19 protein-coding genes are annotated in these 24,321 nt (G+C 58.3%); 8 read left to right on the top strand and 11 right to left on the bottom strand.

The genetic code is table 11. The features are described from left to right. Window positions 1-274: 274 nt before the first annotated feature. Window positions 275-457 carry a helix-turn-helix domain-containing protein gene (locus QFZ60_RS11465; RefSeq protein ID WP_307090610.1) on the bottom strand — a complete coding sequence of 61 codons (183 nt, stop codon included), beginning with the start codon at window positions 455-457 and terminating at the stop codon, window positions 275-277. Between the two features lie 217 nt (window positions 458-674). Next, window positions 675-1,178, bottom strand: coding sequence for an Lrp/AsnC family transcriptional regulator (locus tag QFZ60_RS11460; RefSeq protein ID WP_307090609.1), 504 nt, complete (start codon window positions 1,176-1,178; stop codon window positions 675-677). 429 nt (window positions 1,179-1,607) lie between these two features. Here QFZ60_RS11460 and QFZ60_RS11455 point away from each other — a divergent pair, with 429 nt between their 5' ends. From QFZ60_RS11455 to QFZ60_RS11420, 8 genes are all read left to right on the top strand, one after another. After that, the gene (locus QFZ60_RS11455; protein ID WP_307090608.1) at window positions 1,608-2,933 is read left to right on the top strand and encodes a dihydrolipoamide acetyltransferase family protein; all 1,326 of its coding nucleotides are present in this window, start codon (window positions 1,608-1,610) and stop codon (window positions 2,931-2,933) included. Between the two features lie 339 nt (window positions 2,934-3,272). Continuing rightward, on the top strand, window positions 3,273-4,487 hold the full coding sequence (locus tag QFZ60_RS11450) for an acyl-CoA dehydrogenase family protein (RefSeq protein WP_373427720.1): 1,215 nt from the start codon (window positions 3,273-3,275) through the stop codon (window positions 4,485-4,487). A gap of 89 nt (window positions 4,488-4,576) precedes the next feature. Then, window positions 4,577-5,332, top strand: a complete 756-nt coding sequence (locus QFZ60_RS11445; protein ID WP_307090606.1) for an SDR family NAD(P)-dependent oxidoreductase — start codon at window positions 4,577-4,579, stop codon at window positions 5,330-5,332. A 35-nt stretch (window positions 5,333-5,367) separates the two neighbouring features. Continuing rightward, window positions 5,368-6,588: an acetyl-CoA C-acetyltransferase gene (locus QFZ60_RS11440; RefSeq protein ID WP_307090605.1), complete on the top strand. Its 1,221-nt coding sequence runs from the start codon at window positions 5,368-5,370 to the stop codon at window positions 6,586-6,588. Window positions 6,589-6,671: 83 nt separating this feature from the next. Continuing rightward, window positions 6,672-8,192 (top strand): MmgE/PrpD family protein, encoded by a 1,521-nt coding sequence (locus QFZ60_RS11435; protein WP_307090604.1) that lies wholly within the window; start codon window positions 6,672-6,674, stop codon window positions 8,190-8,192. Then, entirely contained in the window at window positions 8,193-9,098 is a 906-nt protein-coding gene (prpB, locus tag QFZ60_RS11430) for a methylisocitrate lyase (RefSeq protein ID WP_307090603.1), read from the top strand. Window positions 9,099-9,126: 28 nt separating this feature from the next. Next, a complete protein-coding gene (locus QFZ60_RS11425; protein ID WP_307090602.1) occupies window positions 9,127-10,287 on the top strand; it encodes a bifunctional 2-methylcitrate synthase/citrate synthase in 1,161 nt (386 codons plus the stop codon). A gap of 31 nt (window positions 10,288-10,318) precedes the next feature. After that, window positions 10,319-11,092: an enoyl-CoA hydratase gene (locus tag QFZ60_RS11420; RefSeq protein ID WP_307090601.1), complete on the top strand. Its 774-nt coding sequence runs from the start codon at window positions 10,319-10,321 to the stop codon at window positions 11,090-11,092. A 1,972-nt stretch (window positions 11,093-13,064) separates the two neighbouring features. Here QFZ60_RS11420 and QFZ60_RS11415 read toward each other — a convergent pair. The 9 genes from QFZ60_RS11415 to QFZ60_RS11375 all read right to left on the bottom strand — a co-directional run bounded on the left by QFZ60_RS11415 (window position 13,065) and on the right by QFZ60_RS11375 (window position 24,298). Beyond that, window positions 13,065-14,408: an MFS transporter gene (locus tag QFZ60_RS11415; protein ID WP_307090600.1), complete on the bottom strand. Its 1,344-nt coding sequence runs from the start codon at window positions 14,406-14,408 to the stop codon at window positions 13,065-13,067. Between the two features lie 78 nt (window positions 14,409-14,486). Beyond that, entirely contained in the window at window positions 14,487-15,428 is a 942-nt protein-coding gene (locus QFZ60_RS11410) for a hydroxymethylglutaryl-CoA lyase (protein ID WP_056394567.1), read from the bottom strand. Further along, window positions 15,428-16,342, bottom strand: coding sequence for an SMP-30/gluconolactonase/LRE family protein (locus QFZ60_RS11405; RefSeq protein ID WP_307090599.1), 915 nt, complete (start codon window positions 16,340-16,342; stop codon window positions 15,428-15,430). The genes QFZ60_RS11410 and QFZ60_RS11405 overlap by 1 nt, the downstream gene beginning before the upstream one ends. Next, a complete protein-coding gene (locus QFZ60_RS11400; RefSeq protein ID WP_307090598.1) occupies window positions 16,339-17,997 on the bottom strand; it encodes an AMP-binding protein in 1,659 nt (552 codons plus the stop codon). Before QFZ60_RS11400 ends, QFZ60_RS11405 begins: the two co-directional genes overlap by 4 nt. Before the next feature lie 502 nt (window positions 17,998-18,499). Continuing rightward, the gene (locus QFZ60_RS11395; protein ID WP_307090597.1) at window positions 18,500-20,032 is read right to left on the bottom strand and encodes a tripartite tricarboxylate transporter permease; all 1,533 of its coding nucleotides are present in this window, start codon (window positions 20,030-20,032) and stop codon (window positions 18,500-18,502) included. Next, window positions 20,033-20,584 carry a tripartite tricarboxylate transporter TctB family protein gene (locus tag QFZ60_RS11390; protein WP_307090596.1) on the bottom strand — a complete coding sequence of 184 codons (552 nt, stop codon included), beginning with the start codon at window positions 20,582-20,584 and terminating at the stop codon, window positions 20,033-20,035. A gap of 8 nt (window positions 20,585-20,592) precedes the next feature. Next, window positions 20,593-21,576: a tripartite tricarboxylate transporter substrate binding protein gene (locus QFZ60_RS11385; RefSeq protein ID WP_307090595.1), complete on the bottom strand. Its 984-nt coding sequence runs from the start codon at window positions 21,574-21,576 to the stop codon at window positions 20,593-20,595. A gap of 353 nt (window positions 21,577-21,929) precedes the next feature. Further along, on the bottom strand, window positions 21,930-22,871 hold the full coding sequence (locus QFZ60_RS11380; protein ID WP_056394567.1) for a hydroxymethylglutaryl-CoA lyase: 942 nt from the start codon (window positions 22,869-22,871) through the stop codon (window positions 21,930-21,932). Further along, the gene (locus QFZ60_RS11375) at window positions 22,871-24,298 is read right to left on the bottom strand and encodes an MFS transporter (protein WP_307090594.1); all 1,428 of its coding nucleotides are present in this window, start codon (window positions 24,296-24,298) and stop codon (window positions 22,871-22,873) included. The genes QFZ60_RS11380 and QFZ60_RS11375 overlap by 1 nt, the downstream gene beginning before the upstream one ends. Window positions 24,299-24,321: the final 23 nt, after the last annotated feature.

The raw sequence follows: 24,321 nt of genomic DNA, 5'->3' as shown, positions 1-24,321 counted from the left end.
CACTGGCCGAGCCGTCTGAGGCGAGCCCATCGTTCCTAGCCAGCTCCATGAATTTGGTGGCCTCCACGGGCCGCCAACCGCTTTGGTTTCACCGCCAAACCAAGATTCTGACTTCGTATGTCAGCGGTCAGATGAAACTGGCACCAAAGCAGCTCAGACGTACCGTGAAGGCGCCCACACTCCAGACCATAACGGGGTATCCCTTTGCTGATGCCCAATACAGCTAAGGTCCTTGAGCGGGAACCTGCCCGACCGGCTTCGTCGGTGCTCGGCATTACTGAGCCGTTCGCGGACCGTAGTTGCCAGAGGGCTCATGAGTGTTCCGGCGGATCTCACAGCTTATGGTCCAAGGACTGCGTCCGAATGCCTTGGATATGGCACGGATGCTACGCCGGGCCTGCAGCAAGTCCGGGTTCGTAATCCGCTCGAACCCGGAAAGGAACCGGACGGAGATCACTGTCGGCCTCTCATGTGAGATGGGAGCGTCCTTCGGAGGCGCTCCCGGGACTTCCTGGGCCTTTCAGCTCTGCCAATTGCAACTCCTAAATCACTCAAGTATTGCAACGACCACTGAACGCCAAGGGCTAACCACGGCTACGTTTCGACCATCGTTGACGCCTCAGCCCGCGAATGCAAGTTGTCGTACGGCCGTCGGCGCGGCTGGCAGGGCTCGGTCAGTCGGGGAGCGGAGTAGAACGTCCCCAGCCTAAATCCCTCGTCAAATGGTCAAGAAGCGGCTGCACGCGATAGGGGAGGGGCGTCGATACCGTAAGGGTTGTATTCGTATGTCTGACACCGGGGATATCGACCATCCTTGCTGCGGCAGCCTGAAGTTCCTGGAGTGTTGCGGATGCCACTCTTACCAATAGGTCTTCCCTGCCGGCCTGGGTCGTGACTTCGAGGACCTCCGGGATCTGTCTGAGTGCTTCGACGACGGTGCTTAGACGCCGCTGATCGAGTTCGAGACCGACAAAGGCCTGCACGGGGATTCCGGCCGCCTCTAGGTCCACAACCGGCCGGTATCTCTGGAGCACACCCCGCTTTTCCAGACCTTGGAGTCGGGCTAGGACCGTGTTTCGGGAGATGCCCAGTTGGGCGGCAAGGTCTGCGACGCCCGTACGGGCGTTGTTGTCGAGCCTCTTCAGGAGCTCTGAGTCGAGCCTGTCGATACTAATCATTTCGTCCAGCTGAATCCCGCAAAGTTTCCCTCATCTACGTCTGATGCTTAGTTAACTGCTTATAAGTTGACCATAGCCGCAGGCACATCTCAAGCTTATGCATCAGATCAATCAGCACTGCTACCCATAGATAAGGAGGCATACATGTGTGAGGTTTTGTTGATCGGCCCCGACGCGAATCAGTTCCGTGAAGTGAACGGGGCGGTTAGTGGTAGCCCACGGGGCCTCCCCTGGCGCAGGAATCAGAGGAGAGATCGCGTCCTTGGTGCATAGCGCGGCATTCCATTCTTGGAGCCCCAGCAATCAGGGTCGCCGGGTACGTCACACACACCCTCAAGCAGGCTGGAAGAAGAGTGGTGGCCTCCCGGGCTGGACAGAATCCTTAATGCGGTTGACCGCAGCTTCAACTACTAACGGACGAGATGAACCATGATCGTAAAACAATTCGCCCTGCCGGATGTGGGTGAAGGCCTCACCGAGGCAGAAATCATCAATTGGCTTGTCAAACAAGGCGACCAAGTCACGGTTAACCAAGCCATCGTAGAGATCGAGACAGCAAAATCGCTGGTAGAACTCCCTTGCCCATTTGCAGGTGAAGTCAGCGAATTGCTGGCCGAACAAGGGGAGACGGTTGATGTAGGACGGCCAATCATCAGCATTGTGACTTCATCCCCTGAGCCTGCTGACGGATCCGACAGGCCAGGAACGTCCCCAGAGTCAACAGCCACCGCGGATGAGGAAGATCCCAAACTCCTGGTTGGCTATGGAGCGCGTGAAGTACAAAGTAAGCGACGCCGCTCCCGAACCGTCCCAAGCGAAGTTAAGGATAGTCCGGCGGTTCAGCCCCCTGCCGAAACCGGGCGCCCAAAGGCGACCCCGCCGGTCAGAAAGCTGGCAAAAGACCTTGGCCTTAATCTGCATGCCGTCGAACCCACCGGGCCTGGCGGCATATGCACCCGCGAAGATGTGCTCAGGGCACACGCCAGCGACAATGGTTTGAGTGACACCCCGATTGGTGGTCTGAAAGCACAGGTAAACCCCGTCGCTGGCGGCGACATTCGTATTCCTATCAAGGGGGTGCGGAAACACACTGCGGCTGCCATGGTGCAGTCCGCATTTACAGCACCGCACGTCACGGAATTCGTTACAGTCGACATTTCACGGACTCTGGCATTGAAATCCGAAATAGGCCGCCGCAGGGAGTTTTTCGACGTCAAGCTCACACCGCTCGCCTTCGTCGCAAGCGCCTTCCTGAAGGCCATTCAGCGGACGCCCGAGGCGAACTCGAAGTGGGATGAAGCCGCGCAGGAAATTGTCCAGTACCGCGAAGTCAACCTAGGCATTGCGGCGGCTACACCGAGAGGGCTGATCGTGCCCAACATCAAGGGTGCCCAGTGTCTGGGTCTCGCTGAACTAGCGACGGCGATCGGTGACCTGGCTTCTACAGCCAGGTCGGGCAAGACCGAACAAGCGGCGATGACCAACGGGACAGTCACGATCACGAATATCGGCGTTTTCGGAATTGATACGGGCACACCAATCCTCAACCCAGGGGAGGCCGCGATCCTGGCGGTAGGAACAGTTCGTCGGACTCCTTGGGTCGTAGAGGACGAACATGGCGAAAGAATCGAGCCTCGATCGGTCCTCCAGCTAGCACTGTCCTTTGACCACCGGGTCATGGATGGACAGCAGGGCTCACAACTCTTGGCAGACACAGCCGCGCTCCTTAGGGAACCCGGTCTGGCACTGCTCTAAACCACCCACGGGTAACAACCCAACTCCCGGGTGCGGCCGCCATCACGAGGCCGCTCCCTAGTGGCAGATGACAGACCATCCCAATCGGACGTCGGTTGAAGTCAGGCAACATCGACGCTCATTCCGAACAAATGTGATCGCGGGTTAGTGGTATGGCCGGCCGCAGCATCGTTCGGCTCCCACAAGGAGAAGGACTTTGCCGCCAGTTCGTGGACAAAGATACGGCCAGAAGCTTTATCCCATCGAACTTTCAAGGCCATGGGCAAGCTGCCCCGTGGCCGTGGCCGTGGCCGTGGCCGAACCGTTAAACAACAAACTAAACGTCAGAGAAGAGGAACCATGCCGGTGCTCCAGAAAGGGCCCCCGCCTGCGTCCGCAGCGCCAGGAGTTCAGGACAATTTGCCGCCGTACCCCGAGGCGGATCTTCTTTACCTTTCGGGCCTCCTCACCGTAGCCGAGCAGGCCCAGCTCGCCCAAGCCCGCAACTTTTTCCAGCAGGAAGTACGCCCCATTGCCGTCGATTTTTGGAATCGAGCGGAATTCCCATTCGAGCTCCTGCCCAAACTGGGCAAACAGCAATTGACCGGACTGAATAGCCGTGGGCATCTATTGGCCGGATTGATCCAGATGGAATTCACACGCGCGGATACCTCCGTGTCCACGTTCTTTGGCGTCCATGACGAACTGTTCACCACAGCGATCCGCGAATTGGGCTCCGATGAGCATCGTCAGACCATGCTTCCAGACTTGCTGTCCCTGAAAAAAATAGGAGCCTTCGCCCTTACGGAGCCCCTGCACGGGTCCGACATTTCCAGGCAGATGGAAACCACTGCAACCCGAAGCGGAGATGAATGGATTCTGAATGGGCACAAAAGATGGATCGGCAACGGTACCTTCGCGGATTACGTCCTGGTCTGGGCCCGCGATACAGCGGACGACCAGATCAAGGGGTTCATTGTCGAGAAAGGCACCGAGGGTTTCCGCACTGAAGCCATACCCAACAAGGCAGCTGTCCGCATTATCCAGAATGCCAACATCACTCTGGATAACGTCAGAATCCCGTTCACCAATTGGCTGCCAGGAACACGAACGTTCCGGGACGCCAACTCTCTCCTCCTTCACTCAAGGGTGTGGGTCAGTTGGCAGGCCGTCGGCCAGCAGTTTGCAGCATTCGATGTTGCGAGGGCATATGCGCTCCAGCGCAAGCAATTCGGCAAACCGATTGCTTCCTTCCAACTCATTCAGGCTCAACTGGCTCGAATGATAGGAAACGCAACCATGTCCCTTTCCCTGATGATCCAACTCGCACGCCTCACGGAGTCGGGCCTTCTCACCATGGACCATGCTGCGCTGGCAAAAGCAACCTGCACAGAGCGGATGCGCAAGACCGTTGCTCTCGGTAGGTCAATCGTGGGAGGCAATGGGATCAGCACGGACTTCGAGATGGCGAAAATCTTCGCTGACGCGGAAGCCATCTACTCCTACGAGGGCAGCCACGAAATCAACACTCTCTTGGTCGGGCGGGCCCTGACAGGTATCTCTGCGTTCGCCTGACCCAAAGCCCTTGCCGCCCCCCCAATATCAGCCGCATCACCACCTGCACCGTCCCGGAAGCAAGCGCCCTACACAGAGGAGCAATTAATATGGAGCTCAGCAATACTGCAGCAATCGTTACCGGCGGCGCGTCAGGTCTTGGCGCAGCCACCGCCCGGGTTCTCGCCGAACGGGGCGCAAACGTGTTTGCCGTCGACCTCGGCGACTCCATCGGAAAGAGTCAGCCGGTGAACGGCGTGGAGTACGTCGAGGCCGACGTGACCGACGTTGCTCAGATCCGTGACGTCGTTTTGAAAGCCTCGGCCGATAAGCCCCTGCGGACAGTAATCAATTGCGCAGGCATTCTCCCAACAATGCGAATCCTCGGGAAAAGAGGCGTACATGACCTCTCACTCTTCGCAAAGGTCATCGAAGTAAACCTCGTCGGATCCTTCAACGTTCTCGCCTCCGCGGCTGAAGCCATCTCACGCACAGACCCGGATAGTGATGGTCAACGCGGTGTAATTATCAACACGGCTTCCATCGCTGCCTTCGAAGGGCAGATTGGCCAAGCCGCCTACGCCTCGTCAAAAGCCGGCATTGTAGGCCTCACCCTTCCTGCAGCCAGGGACCTTGCCCAGTATGGAATACGGGTAAATGCCATAGCACCCGGCATCGTCGAAACCCCCATGATGGCCTCTGTGAGCGATGAAGTGCGTCAGGGACTTGCCGCCGGCGTCACCTTCCCCAAACGGTTAGCCCGCCCCGAGGAATTCGCTCAACTGGCGTTGTCAATCATCGACCACGACTATCTCAACGGGGAAATCATCCGGATGGATGGGGCGCTGCGAATGGCCTCCCGGTAGCCCCGCACATCAACACTGATTTCGAAGGACAAAGCATGCACAGCAAGCCAACACATGAAATACCCTCCCGCCCGGAGGATGTAGTGATTATCGGTGGTGCCCGAACCCCCCAAGGCAAGCTCAACGGCCAGTTGGCTGGACTGACCGCGGTAGAACTCGGTGCAGCAGCAGTAAGCGGAGCACTTGAAAAGGCCGGCATCGATCCGGGCCTGGTAGATGCCGTGGTGATGGGCCAGGTTGTGCAGGCAGGCTCAGGACAAAATCCGGCCCGCCAGACCGCGCTAAAAGCTGGAATTAGCGGGAAAGTACCTGCGACCACAATAAACAAAGTTTGCCTGTCCGGGCTTACCGCCGTCATAGATGCTGCACGCCTCATCCGCGCCGGTGACGCGGAAGTAGTGGTTGCCGGCGGGCAGGAATCCATGAGTCGGAGTCCACACCTGCTGCCTGGCTCGCGCCAAGGATGGCTATACGGCGGCGGCAACTTGATCGATTCCCTTGTCAGTGACGGCCTCAGCGACGCACAGGAAGGCATCTCTATGGGCCTCCTGACTGAACGAGGCAACCAGGTGCACAGCATAGGGAGACGCCAACAAGACGAGGTGGCGGCGGCGTCCCATCGGCGAGCTGCTCAGGCAGCCGACGAAGGAGTGTTCAAGGACGAAATCGTACCCATCACTGTTGACGGCAGGAGGAAAGGACAGTCGCTGGTTCTGGACAGGGACGAACAGATAAGACCGGGCACCGACGTCGGTGTCCTGTCCCAATTACGTCCCGCCTTTGCTGCCGATGGCAGCATCACGGCAGGAAACGCCTCGCCCCTCTCCGATGGAGCTGCAGCCCTTGTCCTCACAAGTCGCGCCAACGCTGAACGACTCCAACTTGAGATCCTTGCCGTCGTCAGCGCCCCTGGCCAAGTAGCTGGTCCTGATAATTCACTGCATTCACAGCCCTCGAACGCCACCCGTGCGGCGCTGGCACGGGCCGGGTGGACCGCAGAAGATCTCGACTTCATCGAGATAAATGAGGCCTTCGGCGCCGTCGCGGTTCAGTCGCTGAACGAGTTGGGAATTCCCTTGGACCGCTGCAACATACACGGCGGGGCCATCGCTTTGGGCCATCCCATCGGAGCTTCGGGGGCGCGCCTGGCACTTCATGCCGCCAACGAACTGTTCCGCAGGGGGTCCGGCCGCGCGGCAGTCGCCCTCTGCGGTGGCGGTGGACAGGGCGAAGCGCTGCTGCTCTACCGGAACTAGCTCCCCCTCCTCAACGACACGGCAAAAGTGCGACGCCTGCGCGGTCCAGAAATCCCATCATCCGCAATCCTGAAAGAATCAACGTGAAGAATAAACATTCCGTCCGTGTATACAAGAGTGAAGAGAACCTTGCTCGCGAGGAGCAGCTGGCGTACAAGATCGCGGTGGTCGCTGCTGACGATGTAGAAGTTACACCGCTAGTGGCTGATATGGTGATCAACCGCGTCATCGATAACGCGTCCGTGGCCATTGCCTCGCTGAACCGGGCGCCGATCGTGGCCGCCCGCGCCCAGGCACTGGCCCACAGCCCCAGTACCGGCGGAAAGGGGGCTAAGGTCTTCGGCGTCGGCGAACGGGTCTCGCCGGAATGGGCTGCCTGGGCCAATGGCGTTGCTGTACGAGAGTTGGACTACCACGACACGTTCCTGGCTGCCGAGTATTCACACCCGGGCGACAACATCCCGCCGATCCTGGCCGTCGCGCAGCACGTGGGTTCCAGCGGCGCCGACCTGATCCGGGGCATTGCCACCGGCTACGAAATTCAGGTGAACCTTGTGAAGGCGATCTGCCTGCACAAGCACAAGATCGACCATGTGGCCCACCTCGGCCCCTCCGCCGCAGCAGGGATTGGCACCCTTCTGGGCCTTGATGTCGAGACCATCTTCCAGTCTGTTGGCCAGGCGCTGCACACCACTACCGCCACTCGGCAGTCACGTAAGGGCGAGATCTCCACCTGGAAAGCGCACGCCCCCGCCTTCGCCGGGAAGATGGCCGTTGAAGCCGCGGACCGTGCCATGCGCGGACAGACCTCCCCGGTGCCGATCTACGAAGGCGAGGACGGCGTCATCGCCTGGATGCTGGATGGCCCGGGGGCCACCTATGAGGTCCCGCTACCCGAGGCCGGCGAGGCCAAGCGCGCCATCCTGGATACCTACACCAAGGAACATTCCGCCGAATACCAGGCCCAGGCCTTGATCGACCTCGCTCGGAAGCTGCACAAGGACCACCCGGAGGCCACCGACCCCGCAAACGTGAGGTCGGTGCAAATTAGGACGAGCCACCACACTCACTACGTCATCGGGTCCGGCGCCAATGATCCGCAGAAATATGACCCGACCGCCTCACGGGAGACGCTGGACCACTCCATCCCGTATATCTTCACCGTCGCGCTCCAGGACGGGGCCTGGCACCACGTGGATTCCTACGCCCCCGAACGCGCCGCCCGGCCTGACACCGTCGAGCTGTGGCACAAGGTGACCACCGAGGAAGACCTGGAGTGGACCCGCCGCTACCACTCCCTGGACACCAACGAAAAAGCCTTCGGCGGATCCGTGGAAATCACCCTTACGGACGGCACCATCATCACCGATGAGATCGCTGTGGCCGACGCCCACCCGCTTGGGGCCCGGCCCTTCGCCCGCGAACAGTACGTGCACAAGTTCCGCACCCTTGCGGCCGGGCTCGTCGAGGATGCCGAAATCGAGCGTTTCCTCGCTGCTGCCGAAGCTCTTCCGGACCTGGGCCCGGGCGAGCTGGACCAGTTAAACATCACCGCCGCCCCCGGCGTCATCGACCTCGACGCAGCACCACGGGGGCTGTTCTAAATGCTGTATTCAGGAACAACGCCCGAGTGGAAACGCGTTAAACTGCGGGAACTCCTGCGATCCGGGCCCATCGCGCAGTTTCCCGGCGCCTTCAACCCACTTTCGGCGCGGCTGATCGAGGAAAAGGGCTTCGCGGGCGTTTACATTTCCGGCGCCGTCTTGGCCAATGACTTGGGCCTGCCGGACATCGGGCTCACCACGCTCACCGAGGTAGCCACCCGTGCCGGTCAGATCGCCCGGATGACCGACCTGCCCGCGATCGTTGACGCGGATACTGGCTTCGGCGAACCGATGAACGTTGCCCGCACCGTCCAGGAAATCGAGAATGCAGGCCTGGCCGGGCTCCACATCGAGGACCAGTTCAACCCCAAACGGTGCGGCCATTTGGATGGGAAAAACGTGGTGGACCTCGACACGGCCACCAAGCGGATCAGGGCAGCCGCCGACGCCCGCCGCGACCCCAACTTCCTGATCATGGCCCGCACCGACATCCGCGCCGTGGATGGACTCCGGGCAGCCAAAGACCGCGCAAAGGCCTTGGTCGACGCCGGCGCGGACGCCATCTTCCCCGAGGCCATGCGAGACCTGCACGAGTTCCGTGCCATTCGGGACGCCGTCGACGTGCCGATCCTTGCCAACATGACCGAGTTCGGCAAAAGCGACCTGTTCACCAAAGACCAACTGCAGAACGTAGGCGTCAACATGGTGATCTATCCGGTGACCCTGCTCCGCAGCGCCATGGGCGCTGCTGAACGGGTTTTGGACACGCTCAGAAGCCTCGGAACACAGCAGGTCCGCGTCCCCGAAATGCTCACTCGTGCGCGTCTTTATGACTTGGTGGACTACGAGGCCTACAACAAATTCGATTCCGACGTCTTCAACTTCCAGATCCCTAATATCCGCTAATACACGTAATGCAACGAAGGAGTTCAGCATGACTGATACAGACATTCGAAAAGGCCTCACTGGGGTCGTGGTGGACTACACCGCCATTTCCAAGGTCAACCCGGATACCAACTCCCTGCTGTACCGCGGCTACCCGGTTCAGGAACTCGCCGCTCGGTGCAGCTTCGAAGAGGTCGCCTACCTCCTCTGGAACGCTGAGCTGCCCTCAGAAAGCGAACTTGCGGAGTTCATTGCTCGCGAGCGTGCAAGCAGGAGCCTCGATCCGGCTCTCAAAATGATCATTGATTCGCTGCCTAAGTCCGCTCATCCGATGGACGTCTGCCGCACCGCAGCATCCGTCCTCGGCGCGCGTCACCCGCTGTCCGAGCACTCCTCACCAGAGGCAAACCTGACAAAGGCGATCGATCTGTTTGCGGCCATGCCTGCCGTTGTTGCCTACGACCAGCGCCGCCGCCGCGGCCAGGATCTCGTGAATCCTCGGGATGATCTGGGCTACTCGGCCAATTTCCTCTGGATGAGCTTTGGTGAAGAACCCGCGGACGCGGTCGTAGAGGCTTTCAATGTCTCCATGATCCTGTACGCGGAGCACTCCTTCAACGCCTCCACGTTCACTGCGCGTGTAGTCACGTCCACACTTTCGGACCTGCATTCCGCCGTTACAGCCGGCATCGGGGCGCTCAAAGGTCACTTGCACGGCGGCGCCAATGAAGCAGTCATGCACACCTTCACTGAAATCGGAATACGCCCGGAGGAATCTCTCGACGAAGCCGCGACCCGGGCCAAATCCTGGATGGAGGAAGCCCTCGCAGAGAAGAAAAAGGTCATGGGTTTCGGACACCGGGTCTATAAGAACGGCGATTCCCGGGTGCCCACCATGAAGGGGGCCCTGGACAAGCTGATCGACTACTACGGCAGGCCGGAAATTCTGGGACTGTACAACGGCCTCGAACAGGCGATGGACGAAGCCAAGGCTATCAAGCCAAACCTTGACTACCCTTCGGGTCCGGCCTATCACCTCATCGGCTTCGACACCCCCATGTTCACCCCCATCTTCGTCGCCAGCCGTATCCCCGGCATGACCGCCCACATCATGGAGCAGGCCGCTTCCAACGCCCTCATCCGCCCGCTCAGTGCCTACAACGGGCCCGAAGAGCGGTCGGTCCCGGTTGGAATCCACACCCACTCCTAGTTGCCTAGCGCAGCCTCCTTCGAGGAAGAGCATGAATTTTCGAACCATCACCGTAAAGCAAAATGGACGCGTAGGCGTCATCACACTGAATCGACCGGAGGCTCTCAACGCACTGAACCTTCAACTCATGCAAGAAGTCGTCTCGGCTGCCAGAAGCTTAGACAAGGACCCTGATACGGGTGCCATCCTTCTGACCGGATCCGATCGCGCCTTCGCCGCAGGGGCCGACATCAAGGAGATGTCTTCCCGGACTTACATGGATATGTACTTGGACGATTGGCTGCAGGGCTGGGACGGTCTGGCCGCCGTACGGACCCCGATAATTGCTGCCGTCGCTGGCCACGCGCTGGGCGGAGGCTGTGAACTGGCAATGATGTGCGACTTCATCATTGCAGCTGACTCAGCGCGATTTGGCCAGCCGGAGATCAAATTGGGCGTCATACCTGGCATGGGAGGTTCACAGCGGTTGACGCGCGCCGTCGGCAAGGCAAAGGCTATGGAGATGATCCTCACGGGCCGCACTATCGACGCGGCTGAGGCTGAACGCATCGGTCTGGTAGCAAGGCTTGTCCCTCACGACAGGCTCCTGGAGGATGCCTTGGAAACTGCGAAGACTATCTCTGAGAAGTCCGCGCCAATTGTCATGCTGGCAAAGGAGGCAGTGAATGCTGCCTTTCAAATGCCCCTGGACAGCGGCATCCTCTTCGAACGCAGGATTTTTCACTCTGTGTTCGCCAGCTCGGACCAAAAAGAAGGTATGCGCGCCTTCGTCGAAAAGAGACAGCCCAACTTTACCCACGGCTGACGCCCTACCAGCTGCGGGGCGACGTGCACATTTCAATCTCCCAGCAGCCCTCGACGACAAACCTGTCAAAAATTCCCGGCGCGGCAAGGAGAAGCGCAACGCACACGCCCGAAGGCCGGGTGCCGCGCCGGGATCCCACACCTACAAAACAGTCCACCCGACCCGAAGCCAGTTCACCCTTCGGGACCCCAACCATGAATCACCCTCGGTCACCACGCCACTTCGATAGACAAAGATCTTGCAGCCGGCGTTGGCCGGAGAGTCGGCAGAACCTAACCGCAGCCAAAGTCACTAGGCCCACGAGGACGTCTGCGATGATCAGCTTCAGCAGGCTGTCCAACGACATGGGATCGCTCCCGTGGTAGTACCAAGTTATGGTGGGAAAGCGGTTCGAGCCGTTGGCTGCCCAGATCTAGTGGCTGATTGTCAGCGATGGTCGAAAAGTAAGCCAATTTGCGGGCTCGGCCGCCCGGCGGTCAGCTATCTGTGGGGTCAGGCAGAATTTCCTGGCACTCAGAGTTGTAATCTGGTCGGCTCCGGCATTTGTTCCGACGGAGCATGTAGATGGGTGGGCCGGGGTCCGCTTTCACGACATAGCCGGCGACGGCAGATATCGACCCTCGTGCCGCCGTGGTCTTGTTAGCTCACTTTGGACCATTGCTGTATCAGCGATGAAGCTAATCTGCTACGGGCATCGACGGTCACACCGGGCGAATCTTTGGACCACGACTTCCAGCGAAGACCCAGCGGGATGCCTGTCCTGGGCTGAGCTTGTCGCCGCCACCACCACGCGGTCTACTAAGCCTTTCAGCTGCCCCACCCCTGCCCTTGACTTGCTGAAATGTTACGGAGTCTCAGTCACGGCCTGGCTTGCCAACCAAATCAGGCGGAAGTGGCCCGGGCTGCCTTCGCGGCCTCCTTCTCGGCATAACACCACAGCCAGCCGAGCAATAATCCTTGCACGCAGCAATTAGACAGCACCCCGGACCCACATAGATCCACGGATTTGGAACCGGTCAAGGACCTACCCGGCAACCGGGACACGGATGCAATATTCCAACACCACGCCGTGCTCCGCCGGAAAGAAGAGGCCGTGCAAAAGAAGCAAACCTACTTGAAAGCCGGTGCTCAAAGACCAGTCCAGGAACGCGTCCGGCTCTGCCCCCTGGCTCACTTCCGGACGTTTCTCGAGTTGGGGTCGGCACGTAACCCAGTTGCTGCTTACCGGCAGCCGCTTTCCCTTCAGAACCAGTGCACGACCACAGATCAAACACCCAAGAGACATGCAAGAACCCCAGCAACCCTAAGGGCCCAAAGCATAGCTGCCCCCGACTTGCCCCTGTTGCTGGCAAGTAGGACACTGCCATACACACGTTTTGCCCTAAACCCGCATAGCAGCCCTTCCGGAACGCTGTGGAGATTTCCCCGCCTGCCGCCAGTCCCAAAAAGGCCATGTCCTGACTCCAGCCATCAGCGGGAGCTCCTTGGGATTTATGGTGAAACAGCTCCCGCATTCTTAAATCTGAAGGCTCGGATCCCTGCTGTAACGAATGCTCTCAGACGCATTCATTACAGCAGGGATCCGAGCTATGGCGCGGCACTCCCGCTGCGGCCACCGCATTTTCCCCAGCCCGGTTTTACGTCGGTGGCACCGACAAGTCGCCGACACTGAGGTGGTCACATTCGGCAAGAGCCGCTATGAGTGGTTGTGCCGGCGACAGACATACAACCGACTACAGCCAAAGTCTGTGCCTGGCCTGGTCCATCCTCCGGATCTTTGGTCTTTGATGCAGCGTTGCGCCGTGTTCGGATGGAGCGCGCAAAGACGGCGGCAGCTTCACCGATCCCTGCGTCGTGGAGGATTGCCCAGCAGGCGTTGAGACTCGGCAGCTCTCACTCTGCCCTCTCCCTATATTCGTGCCGTCACGTTACGTCACTGGACCAAAGGATTCGAGTTGGACGTGTAGTCCGGTTACCGAGGAACTGCCGGCTGCAGGGGGGTGCGGTAGGTTTCTTTCATGAGGGTAAGTGCGACTAGAGCAATTACGGCCTCCAATCCGAAAAAGATAACGTACGCCCAAGCGTTGTTATTAAACGCGGCGGCCAAACTCGAAGCAATCAGAGGTGAGAATCCTGCGCCCAACAGCGTTCCAATCTGTTTTGCAATTGAGAATCCAGAGAAGCGAACCGGCGTCGGATAGTTCTCGGAAATGAGTGCTCCTTCAACGCCGTACATCAGCGCTTGTGCCACCCCAATAGCTACTACCATTCCGCAACCCACAAGTAGAATATTCTGTGACGGCAGTAAGTACAGGAAATAGACCGTAACCGTTACCATGGCGAGCGGAATACCGATGTAGTAGTTGCGTTTTCGTCCTCCCGAGTCGGATAGGCGGCCACTGAGGGGAATAGTAATCAGCGAAACAACGCCCGCGACCATGGTGGCGACGGTAAGTCCGGTCACTGAGAGACCGTAGTTCCGAGGCCCAATCGACAGTGCAAAAGTCGCAACGAGGTGGTAGAGAGTGGAAGCAACCATTGCCAAGGCAATTCCGGCAAGAGTAGGCCGCCATGCAGTTCGGAAGACTTCGAGAGCAGGAACCTTTATGATCTGTTGTTTCTTCGCAAAAGCCGGCGATTCGGTGATACGGCGCCGGATGTAAGCACCGATTACAACTAGGATAACGCTGCCCAGAAATGGTAGGCGCCATCCCCAGGAAAGTAGATCTTCCCGCGGCATCAGACTTAGCAGTGCAACGGAACCAACTGAAAGTATTACCCCGACGCTGGCGGTTGCCATGACGATTGAGCCATACAGGCCGCGTCGGTTATCCGGAGCCGTTTCAAGGGTGAGGAGCGTGCCAGCCCCCGTTTCACCGCCGACGCCAATTCCTTGAATAAATCGAAGCGTGACCAGGAATACGGGTGCCCATACGCCTATGGTTTCGTAGGTGGGCAGCATACCAATACCTACTGTAGAGACACCCATCACGATCAGAGTCACCATGAATATCTTTTTTCGACCGACTTTATCCCCGTAGTGGCCGAATACGATGCCTCCAAGTGGCCGCGCGCCGTATCCTACGGCTAACGTTGAGAACACAATAATGGCGCCGACCACAGGGTCGAATGTCGGGAAAAACAGCTCGTTGAACACAACGGGCGCCAGGAAGCCGTACAGGAGAAAGTCGTACCATTCTATCGTGGTGCCCAGCGCGCTCGATATTACTGTTCTTCGACGGTTTGCCTGAAGGGAAAGTGATGTGCTTTGTCCGGAATTCAGTCCCGCTGAAGTAGATAGATTGTTGTGTGCCATGCCTGTTCCTGACCGTGTTAACTAGCGTTTTACAAATAAGCTAGTATACGAAAACCCTTTGAATTATTGGACCTAAACTCAGCGATATGTGTGTAGTGCGCGTCCGCGCATGACTTTCCCGGGAAGGGAATGTCCCACAATGGATTCGGATTGGAGGGCGACGTCGATAAGGCGGTCAAGGTCGACCCCGGTGTCGATTCCCATTTCGTGGCACATGTGCACGAACTCCTCGGTGGCGATGTTCCCGGCGGCGCCGTGGTCCCCGCCGAACGGGCATCCGCCCAACCCCGCGACCGAGGCATCGAAGTCGCGTGCTCCCAGCTGCATCGCCGCGTAGGCGTTGGCGATACCCATGCCGCGGGTATCGTGCAGATGCATCCGAATGTCGTGTTCCGGCCAACGCTCCCGAACTTCACCGACGGTGCGGCGAATCTGTTCGGGGTTGGCCCACCCCATGGTGTCCGCCAAAAGCAAAGTGGGGATATGAACACCTGCGTCCGCTGCTACTGCAAGCGCACGCGTAAAGCGATCGATCACAGCACCCAGGTCGATGTCTCCGGCGTAATTGCAGCCGAAGGCCGCCGCGACCGACAGGTAGGCCACTGGTACGTTCGCATCGCGGGCGACAGCGAGAGAGTCCGGGAGGTCGGCAAGCACCTGCTCGGTGGAACGTCTCATGTTTTTGTGGGAAAACTCCTCGCTCGCCGAGACGACCACTGCGGCCTTGACGTCCAAAGTGCCGACCGCGAGTGCGCGTTCGAGACCCTGCTTGTTCAGGTAAACACAGGTATATTCGGTGCCCGGCTTCCGGGTGAACCCTGTTGCAACCTGCTCGGCGTCCGCCATTTGCGGCACCCACTTCGGTGAGACGAAAGAGGTAACTTCGATCTCCGGGAAGTTGCACTCGGACAGAAGGTTCACCAGACGTATCTTCTCCGCCGTCGAGATTGGTCCCTTCTCGATCTGCATACCCTCACGCGCGCCTACTTCACGCACCACGACAGACTTAGGCAGTGTCATTAGTCCTCCTCCTTTGGGGACACGGCCGGGGGCGTCGCTCCTACCAGCACGGGGCACTTTGCTTGATGGGTTTGCAGTCCAGGGACGTCGTTAGTCAAGTGATACACAGCACCAACACGCTCCGCCGGGTTCAGGGACCCCGTGGTGATGAATACCTCGTCCATTGCAGTGCCGCCGAAACAAACGTTGGTCACGATTTCCTGGGGAATGTTAACGGTGCGCTGCAGACCTCCGTCAGGACCGAAAACAAGCACACGGGATGCGAACGCGTTTGCTACCCAGACACTTCCATCAGCCGCAACCGCTAGCCCATCAGGGATGCCCGCGTCCATCGTGGCGAACAGACGTGGTGCGCCGACACGGCCGCTGGCAACGTCGTAGTCATATACGAAGACAGCCTGCTGACCAGAATCTGCATAGTAGAGGCTGGTGTCGTCTGGGGAGAACGCCAAACCGTTGGTGTGCCGAACCTTAGGTGACGGTATTAGACATCGGGCGGATCCGTCCAAGTCGATGAGCCAGAGACTCCCGTGGTCGGAGAGATGGTTTTCCTCGGTGGGCCGAGACCCTAACATACCGGCTAGCACGCGGCCCGCTGCATCGGCACACATATCGCTGAATCCGACCATTCCACTTACTTCAGGGGTGTTGTCTAACAGAACGACCGTCGACGATACATCGGTTCCCTTGTATGCGACATTGCGACCGGATACGACAAGACCGCCGGACTGATGACGCACTAACCCGCCGATTCCTCGTCGGTGTTGCACGATAGTGGCGGGGCCAGCTCCAGTCTCGTTGAGACCAAATACCCCGCCCCCCTCGGCGTCTGCGAATACCAAGCCGGAGGCGGGATCCCAGACCGGCCCCTCCAGTAAACGAAATCCTGCTGCTATCTTTTCGAGACGGGTCATAGCCGACCAACCTCGATGCCTTCCGACACGCGATCCCACAACTGCTTGACGTTGGATTGCGCATCCGTGCGAAGCGAATGCTTTTGAATTTTTCCGCTCTCAGTTCTCGGCAAGTCTTCGCGCGTATCGATAAATCGCGGCACCATGAAGTACGACATTCGTCCCTCACACCACCTAATCAGATCAGCCGGCACAAAGTTGTGGCCTGGCGTAGTAATAAGAGAAACGCCCACTTCTTCGTCTCCGTCAATCGCCACCGCATAGGCACAGACTTCCGCAATGCCCTCGTAGTCCATCAACACCTGCTCAACCTCGAACGCAGATATATTCTCACCGCGCCTGCGGATTGCGTCCTTCTTTCGATCCTTGAAGTACAGAAATCCGTCTGCATCGCAAATTCCTAAATCTCCGGTATGGAACCATTGATTCCGCAGACTAGCCGCTGTCTCGGTTGGCATCTTGTAGTAGCCCGAGGCACTATGCCATGGCGTCTTTGTGCGCAAGACAATCTCGCCAAGATGTCCGTCAGGTACCTCGAAATCGTTATCATCAACAATTCGTACCTCGAAATGCGGTGACACCATTCCGCAAGATCCAAACTTACCAGGAGGATCATCGACCGTCGAAAAGTTTGAAACTCCGAAATCGGTTAATCCGAAACAGGACACTAGCTGGACATGCCAGCGTTCTTCCATTTGGCGACCGCGGTCTGGTATGGGTCCCGCCATAATTTGGCGAAGGGTGTTCTTGCGCTCATATTCGGATGGATCAAGATTCCAGAGAATGTCACCCATTGAACCTAAAAGGTTTGTCAAAGTGGCACCGTAGGTATATATGTCATGCCAAAACTTGGATGCCGAGAATTTGGGCTTTACAACGACCGTGGCTCCGACCAATAAGCACCCATACGTGGCGGAATGCAAAGCATTCCCGTGAAACAAGGGCATGGATACGTACATGATGTCGTCGCTGCGATAGCTGTGTGCATCGGCGAACCCCCCGGCCCACGTAAGGGCGTACGCGTGTGTGTACATAACGGCCTTCGATGGGCCGGTCGTCCCTGACGTGTACATCAGGAAGGCTTGATCGTTGTATTTCACGGCAGTTTTGGGCGCAAGTGTATTGCTGGACCGCAGATCGGTGAACTTCAAGACAATGAGACCAGCAGGCAGGTCAGCGCCAGCGGGCGGCTCACCGACGATGATCAAGCGCTTCAAAGAGGAGGTTACGTGGATGATCGCCGCGATATGCGGAAGGAACTGTGCATCAGCGATCAGCGTGGTGGCATCAGCGTGATCAAGATTGTAGGCCAGCCCCTTGCCTCTCGCCGATGTGTTCAGCGGGACGGCTACGGCGCCTAGTTTCCCTAAGGCGAAAATTGAGAGCAAAATCTCTGGACCATTACCCAACATAACTGCTACGTGTTCGCCGAAATCAACTCCAGCTGAACCCAGGCCGTTGGCGAGTCTGTTGGTTTCCAGCTCTACCTCCTGATACGTGAAACTGACTGTTTCGAAGACCAGGCACGGTTTGTCACGGTGTCGTGTGGCTTGGGTCGAGAGAACCTCTCCGATCGTCAAGTCTCGAAGGGCGAACTGCATCAGAACCTCACTTATATAGACTGTGCTCTCTGGATCCAGAACTTCCGAAAGCATGGATAAACTGTGACTCAGAAGACACTGACTGTCAAGAACCCGCGCATAGTGGGCCTACTGGCCAGCAGCCGCATTGAATGCCATGGCGGGTGGAGCTGCGCTTATTGGCGTACTGGCCTTACCGGTGGCAGAACTGTGTAAGTCAGCCGTAGCACCCCTGGACAAGGTGACTTGTCCCATTTCGCTACTTGGGAAGCCTCGGAGCTGTGCAAAAGATGCATTACGGTGGCTGACCTTTCGAGCGATGCTGAATGGCCGGCCGATGTTTAGCCTGGACATGCCCCCTGTCGACAGTGGGCACGACCCCGCTTCTCGAGCTGACCAGCAAAATGCGCGATCTTTCCGTGGCACAAGCCGCCAAGACGTTGGTGACATCGCCAGTAGGGAAGACCTCTTAGATTGGTGGTTGCCATAACTGCCAACTGAATCTAAGAGGTCTTCGTGTGTCCCACCGTGGGGGCTGCCTGACCGAGACTGGGTCCACCTAGATGAGGAGTCGCCCCTAACTCAAGGCGTCTATTCTCGTCGGTTCCGCTGCAGGGGTTTGATACCTTGCGCGTATTGTCCTGATGATGAACGGCACAATCGTGCCGAGCGCGATGACGACGATTAAGATGAGCGACAAGGGCCTGCTAATGAACGTTGTCCAGTCGCCGTCTGATACGAGTAGGGATCGACGGAGATTCACCTCGAGCATGGGAAGCAGTACGGCTGCCAGGATTGCCGGCGTGAGCGGGAAATCGTTCTCCTGCATCACGTAGCCGAGCAAGCCTATGGCGATAAGCAGCAACAGTGAATAGAAGCTGAATGTCAGGGCATACGCGCCTAACATCACGAATGCCAGTACTCCGCCGTAAAGCAGCGGCGGTGGTGCTTTCAGCATTGGCGTGAAGATGCGAACCATCGGCATGTTCAACGCCAGCAGCATGGCGTTACCTATCAGCATCGACGCGACGATCGTCCAAACGAGTGGACCATCGTTCACGAAAAGTTGAGGACCCGGCTGCAACCCATACATCTGGTAGACGAAAAGAAGAAGCGCCGTTGTCGCCGATCCTGGTATCGCTAAAGCCAGCATGGGAACCATGGCACCGCCGACTGCAGCGTTGTTTGCAGTCTCAGGACCGGCGACCCCTTCAATTGCTCCCTTGCCAAAGAGTTTCTTCCGCTCGCCCCGGGCAACACTTCGTTCCAATGAGTAGGAGGCAAACGAGCCAAGTGTCGGTCCGAGGCCAGGTATCACTCCGGCCAAGAATCCAACTACGGAGCCTCGGGCGTAAGGTCCCACTGATAGGCGAAGGTCTTCCTTATTCATCCAAGCCCGTTGGACATGCGTCGTAGACGAGGGCTTCCGGTCACCGACTGCGAGGTGACGAAGCGCCTCTGGCACGGCGAAAAGGGCCATGGCAACTAGAGCGATGTCGATGCCGTCGGAAAGCTCGATAGCCCCTCCGGTCCAACGTTCCACTCCGTTTTGCGGATCGAGCCCGACCACGCCGAATGACATTCCGATAAGCACGGAGATACCGGCCTTCAGCTTAGACCCACTCATCAAGGATGCCGTGAGTGCAAGTGCTCCGAGGAGCAGAACAGTGTATTCAGCGGCTCCGAACGTTGTCGCGAGGGTGACCAGAGCCGGAGACAGAAAAACTAGACCGATGACGGCTAATGTGCCGCCAATGAACGAACCAACGGCAGCGGTAGCCAGGGCAGGCCCAGCGTGTCCCTTTTTGGCCATCTGGTGCCCGTCGAGCGCTGTGACAGCAGATGCCACCTCGCCGGGTGTTCGTATGAGTATGGAAGTAATTGATCCGCCGTACATCGCGCCGTAGTAAACACCTGAAAGCAGTATCAGGCCGCTAGTGGGTTCGAGGCCGAATGTAAGCGGAATCAAAAGTGCTATGGCCGTAATGGGGCCGAGTCCAGGGAGCACTCCTACGATTGTGCCGATGAGAACGCCAAGGAAAACGAACATCAGATTGGTCGGGGTGACCGCAGACCCGAGGCCAGCTAGGAGAGAACCGAACGCGTCCATTCAGCCCCCTACCGGTAATCCGAGCACACCTACAGGAAGCGGTACGCCGAGGAGTTGGGTGAAGCCCAGATAAACAATGGCTGAGAAGCCTAAGGCGAACAGCACATTCCGCTTCCATTTAGCCGGATCGATGACGGTAACTACGATCCCGAGAAAAACCGCCGTCGACAGCACGTAGCCGAGAGGGATAAAGGCGACAGCGTAGCCGACAAAGAGGAGGACCATGACAAGGAGTTTCTTGAGCGGGACGGGTGGTTCAGCTTCCTTCAAGAGCGCTTCTACATCGCTTGCGGCTTGTGAAAATGTTTGCGTACCGGTGTGGGATGCTCGCGCCGCCCGAATACCGGTGAAGAGAAGCGCGGCACCGCCGGCCATAAGCAAGGTCGCTAGGGCAACAGGCACCGTCCCAGGACCAATTCCCGCTTTAGTCCCAAGAGTAGTGTCTATGCCGAGCGCGCTGACGAGTAGAAGTGAGCCCCCAACCAGCACGCCGAGTCCACACAGCAAGTCGGAGCGCCCGCGGGATAAAGTGGGGGTCTTTTCAGCCGACATTGGTGTGGTCACCCCTTCTCAATTTTCGTGAAGGCATCGGTCACCTGCTGGTTCGTTTCCTTCAGAAAGGTATTGAGATCCTCACCCGTCCGGTAACTCGTTACCCACTGGTTCTTCTCCGCGGCATCACGCCATTCCTTTGTCTCGAGTGCTTCCTTGATCGCGTTCTGCCAGTACTTGACGGCGTAATCAGGCATGTTAGGGGGGCCGTAAATCCCGCGCCAGTTTGCGATCGTAACGTCGTAACCCAGCTCAGTTGTAGTCGGAACATCGCTCAACTTTTCGTATCGCTCCTTGCCCACTACAGCCAGAGCTTTGAGGTCCCCAGATGTAATCAGGGGAAGCAATTCGCTGCTGCCAGCGATAGCGACGTCTATGTCTCCGGAAAGCAGAGCAGTGGATTGTTCCCCGCCGCCCTCGTAGGCCACAAAGTTGATTTTGGAAGCGTCACCGCCCGCAGCTTCAACCAGTAACGCGAAGGGCATCTGATCATCCGATGCAGCGCCAACGGGTACCGACCCTGGGTCGGAAACGACCGCATTGAGGACCGCCGGCAGATCACCGTAGCCCGAGTCCTTGTTCGTGACAACGGCAAAATTTTCCGTCATCAGCTGCGCGATCATAGTGACATCGTCATAGTTGAACTCAGACTTGCCACGAGCATGATTCGTCATCATCACCAATGATGTGACGGAAAGGCGGTCGTCGGCTCCAGAATACTTATCGATCATTTGCGAAGCCCAGAGCCCGCCGTCAGCCCCAGGCCGGTTATCGATAGGGGTGGGGACATCTACAATCTTATTTTTCCCCAGGACTTCTGTAAGCGTTCGCAGCGTTAGATCGAACCCGCTGCCGGGAGCCCCGCCCACAGTCATATTGATTGGACGGTCGGGATATTTTTCTTCACTGCCCGTCGTCGAGGCGTTGCCGCCGCAGCCTGTGGCTGTGAGACCGACGATCAGGCATAGTGCTGCAAATGAAATCTTTTTCACTGAGACTCTTTCTATGATTGTGGCTAGCGGCATACTTATTAGTCGAGAGATCGGCCTTCTGCTGAGAGGTCTGGACTTGGGAGACGTCAGTTTGCACCTCCTGCAATCAGCTGCCAGACGGGGCGGTTACGGGAAGCTCCAGGTTCCGCACACTGGTCCGAGGATTCGAGCCCGCGACCTTCGCGCTGCGCATTGGACCGCCGCATGCGATGCATCACAAGACCGACGCCGGAGTCGATCCCCGGCAGCTCGGTGGACTAGTTCCCCTTTGCGACCTTTGCGATACTCCCCAGTAGTGCCCGGAGCGTAGGGCCGTCAACACCGCGCCCCCGGATTCGGAGGCAGTCGGAGCATCAGCGATATGTGTGTAGTGCGCGTCCGCGCATGACTTTCCCGGGAAGGGAATGTCCCACAATGGATTCGGATTGGAGGGCGACGTCGATAAGGCGGTCAAGGTCGACCCCGGTGTCGATTCCCATTTCGTGGCACATGTGCACGAACTCCTCGGTGGCGATGTTCCCGGCGGCGCCGTGGTCCCCGCCGAACGGGCATCCGCCCAACCCCGCGACCGAGGCATCGAAGTCGCGTGCTCCCAGCTGCATCGCCGCGTAGGCGTTGGCGATACCCATGCCGCGGGTATCGTGCAGATGCATCCGAATGTCGTGTTCCGGCCAACGCTCCCGAACTTCACCGACGGTGCGGCGAATCTGTTCGGGGTTGGCCCACCCCATGGTGTCCGCCAAAAGCAAAGTGGGGATATGAACACCTGCGTCCGCTGCTACTGCAAGCGCACGCGTAAAGCGATCGATCACAGCACCCAGGTCGATGTCTCCGGCGTAATTGCAGCCGAAGGCCGCCGCGACCGACAGGTAGGCCACTGGTACGTTCGCATCGCGGGCGACAGCGAGAGAGTCCGGGAGGTCGGCAAGCACCTGCTCGGTGGAACGTCTCATGTTTTTGTGGGAAAACTCCTCGCTCGCCGAGACGACCACTGCGGCCTTGACGTCCAAAGTGCCGACCGCGAGTGCGCGTTCGAGACCCTGCTTGTTCAGGTAAACACAGGTATATTCGGTGCCCGGCTTCCGGGTGAACCCTGTTGCAACCTGCTCGGCGTCCGCCATTTGCGGCACCCACTTCGGTGAGACGAAAGAGGTAACTTCGATCTCCGGGAAGTTGCACTCGGACAGAAGGTTCACCAGACGTATCTTCTCCGCCGTCGAGATTGGTCCCTTCTCGATCTGCATACCCTCACGCGCGCCTACTTCACGCACCACGACAGACTTAGGCAGTGTCATTAGTCCTCCTCCCGCGGAAACACCTGTCGAGGCGCGGCCTCGGCCGTTATGGGGTATTTCGCTTGGTGGGCAAGGGGTTCCGGATCATCGTTGGTCGTCTTGGAGACGCTGCCGACGCGTTCGGCATCCGGGGCTCTCCCAAGGTCGCGAAAGCGTAGTGCGATGAGAAGTCCCGCAAGCAGCATGGCGACGGCGACGATAATCAGACCGCCCTTGTATCCTCCCGTGGCGTCACTGAGCGCACCAAACGAGTATGGCCCAAGAAAGCTGCCAAAATTGGCAATCGTATTGATCAGGGCTATTACGCCGGCCGCGGCGGCGCCTGTATAGAGACGCGACGGAAGAACCCAAAACGTAGTAAGGGATCCAAGAACCCCGACCATGGCCACCGTTAGCGCTGCAAGAGCGATATACGGGTTGTCCAAACCAAACATGGCAAGGAAAAAGAACCCTATCGAACCGATAGTCGCGGCCGCAACGAAGTGTTTGGTTACTTCCCTTTTCTTGTCCGACCTGGAGGCGAAAAAGAGCATACCCGCGCCGCCGATAGCCCACGGAATTGCAGAGAGGAGACCCACCTGCACGCTGCTAAGACCGAGAGACTCCCGGGCATTAATATCTTTGAGCAGGGTTGGCAGGAAGAACGTCACGACGAACATGGAGTAGAGAACCAGGAATGGCGCGACTGCGAGTAGCCACACTTGCCCGTTAAGCAGGGCCTTGCGAATGCTGTGATTACCCGCTTTTTCCGGGGTCTCAGTGGCCAACGCCTCGGTGAGCGCCTGGCTTTCCTCGGCTGTCAGCCAATGCGCATCCGCAGGCCGATCTGTCAGGTAGAACCAGCACATGACGCCGAGCACCACTGCCAACAAACCCGTGATCAGAAGGATCACACGCCAACCGTCAAGCCCGAAGAACCCGTCCATATGGACACCAATCAGGGTCATAGACGGAACGCCGAAGGCGGCCGCGACAGGAATACCAAGCAAGAAGAAGGCTGTCGCCCGTGAGCGCATCTCGCGCGTGAACCAGTATGTCAGGTAGACCACGATTCCGGGGGCAAATCCAGCTTCAGCTACCCCCAGCAGTATGCGAAGACCGTATAGCCATTCTGCATTTGGAACAAAAGTCAGGGCCGTCGCCACGATTCCCCATGTGACGACGATACGCGCAAGCCATCGCCGCGCCCCGAACCGGTGCAGGGCGAGATTACTGGGAACTTCAAGTGCCATGTAGCCGATAAAAAAGAGGCCGGACGCAAGGCCGAACTGCGCGGCAGTCAACCCAAGCTCGTCGTTCATACCATTGGGTCCGGCTACCGAGATATTAATGCGGTCGAGTTGGTTTACCACGAAGAGCAATGCCACGAATGGCATCAACCGGCGAAATGCCTTCTTTTGAGCTCTGTCGAGCACAGTTTGCTTCATTACAAGCTGCCTTTCCATGTGCA

Source organism: Arthrobacter sp. B2I5 (assembly GCF_030816735.1).
In the GTDB taxonomy this organism is placed as follows: domain Bacteria; phylum Actinomycetota; class Actinomycetes; order Actinomycetales; family Micrococcaceae; genus Arthrobacter.
The sequence above is the reverse complement of the archived record's forward strand: the minus strand, read 5'-3'. Positions and strand labels throughout refer to the sequence as shown.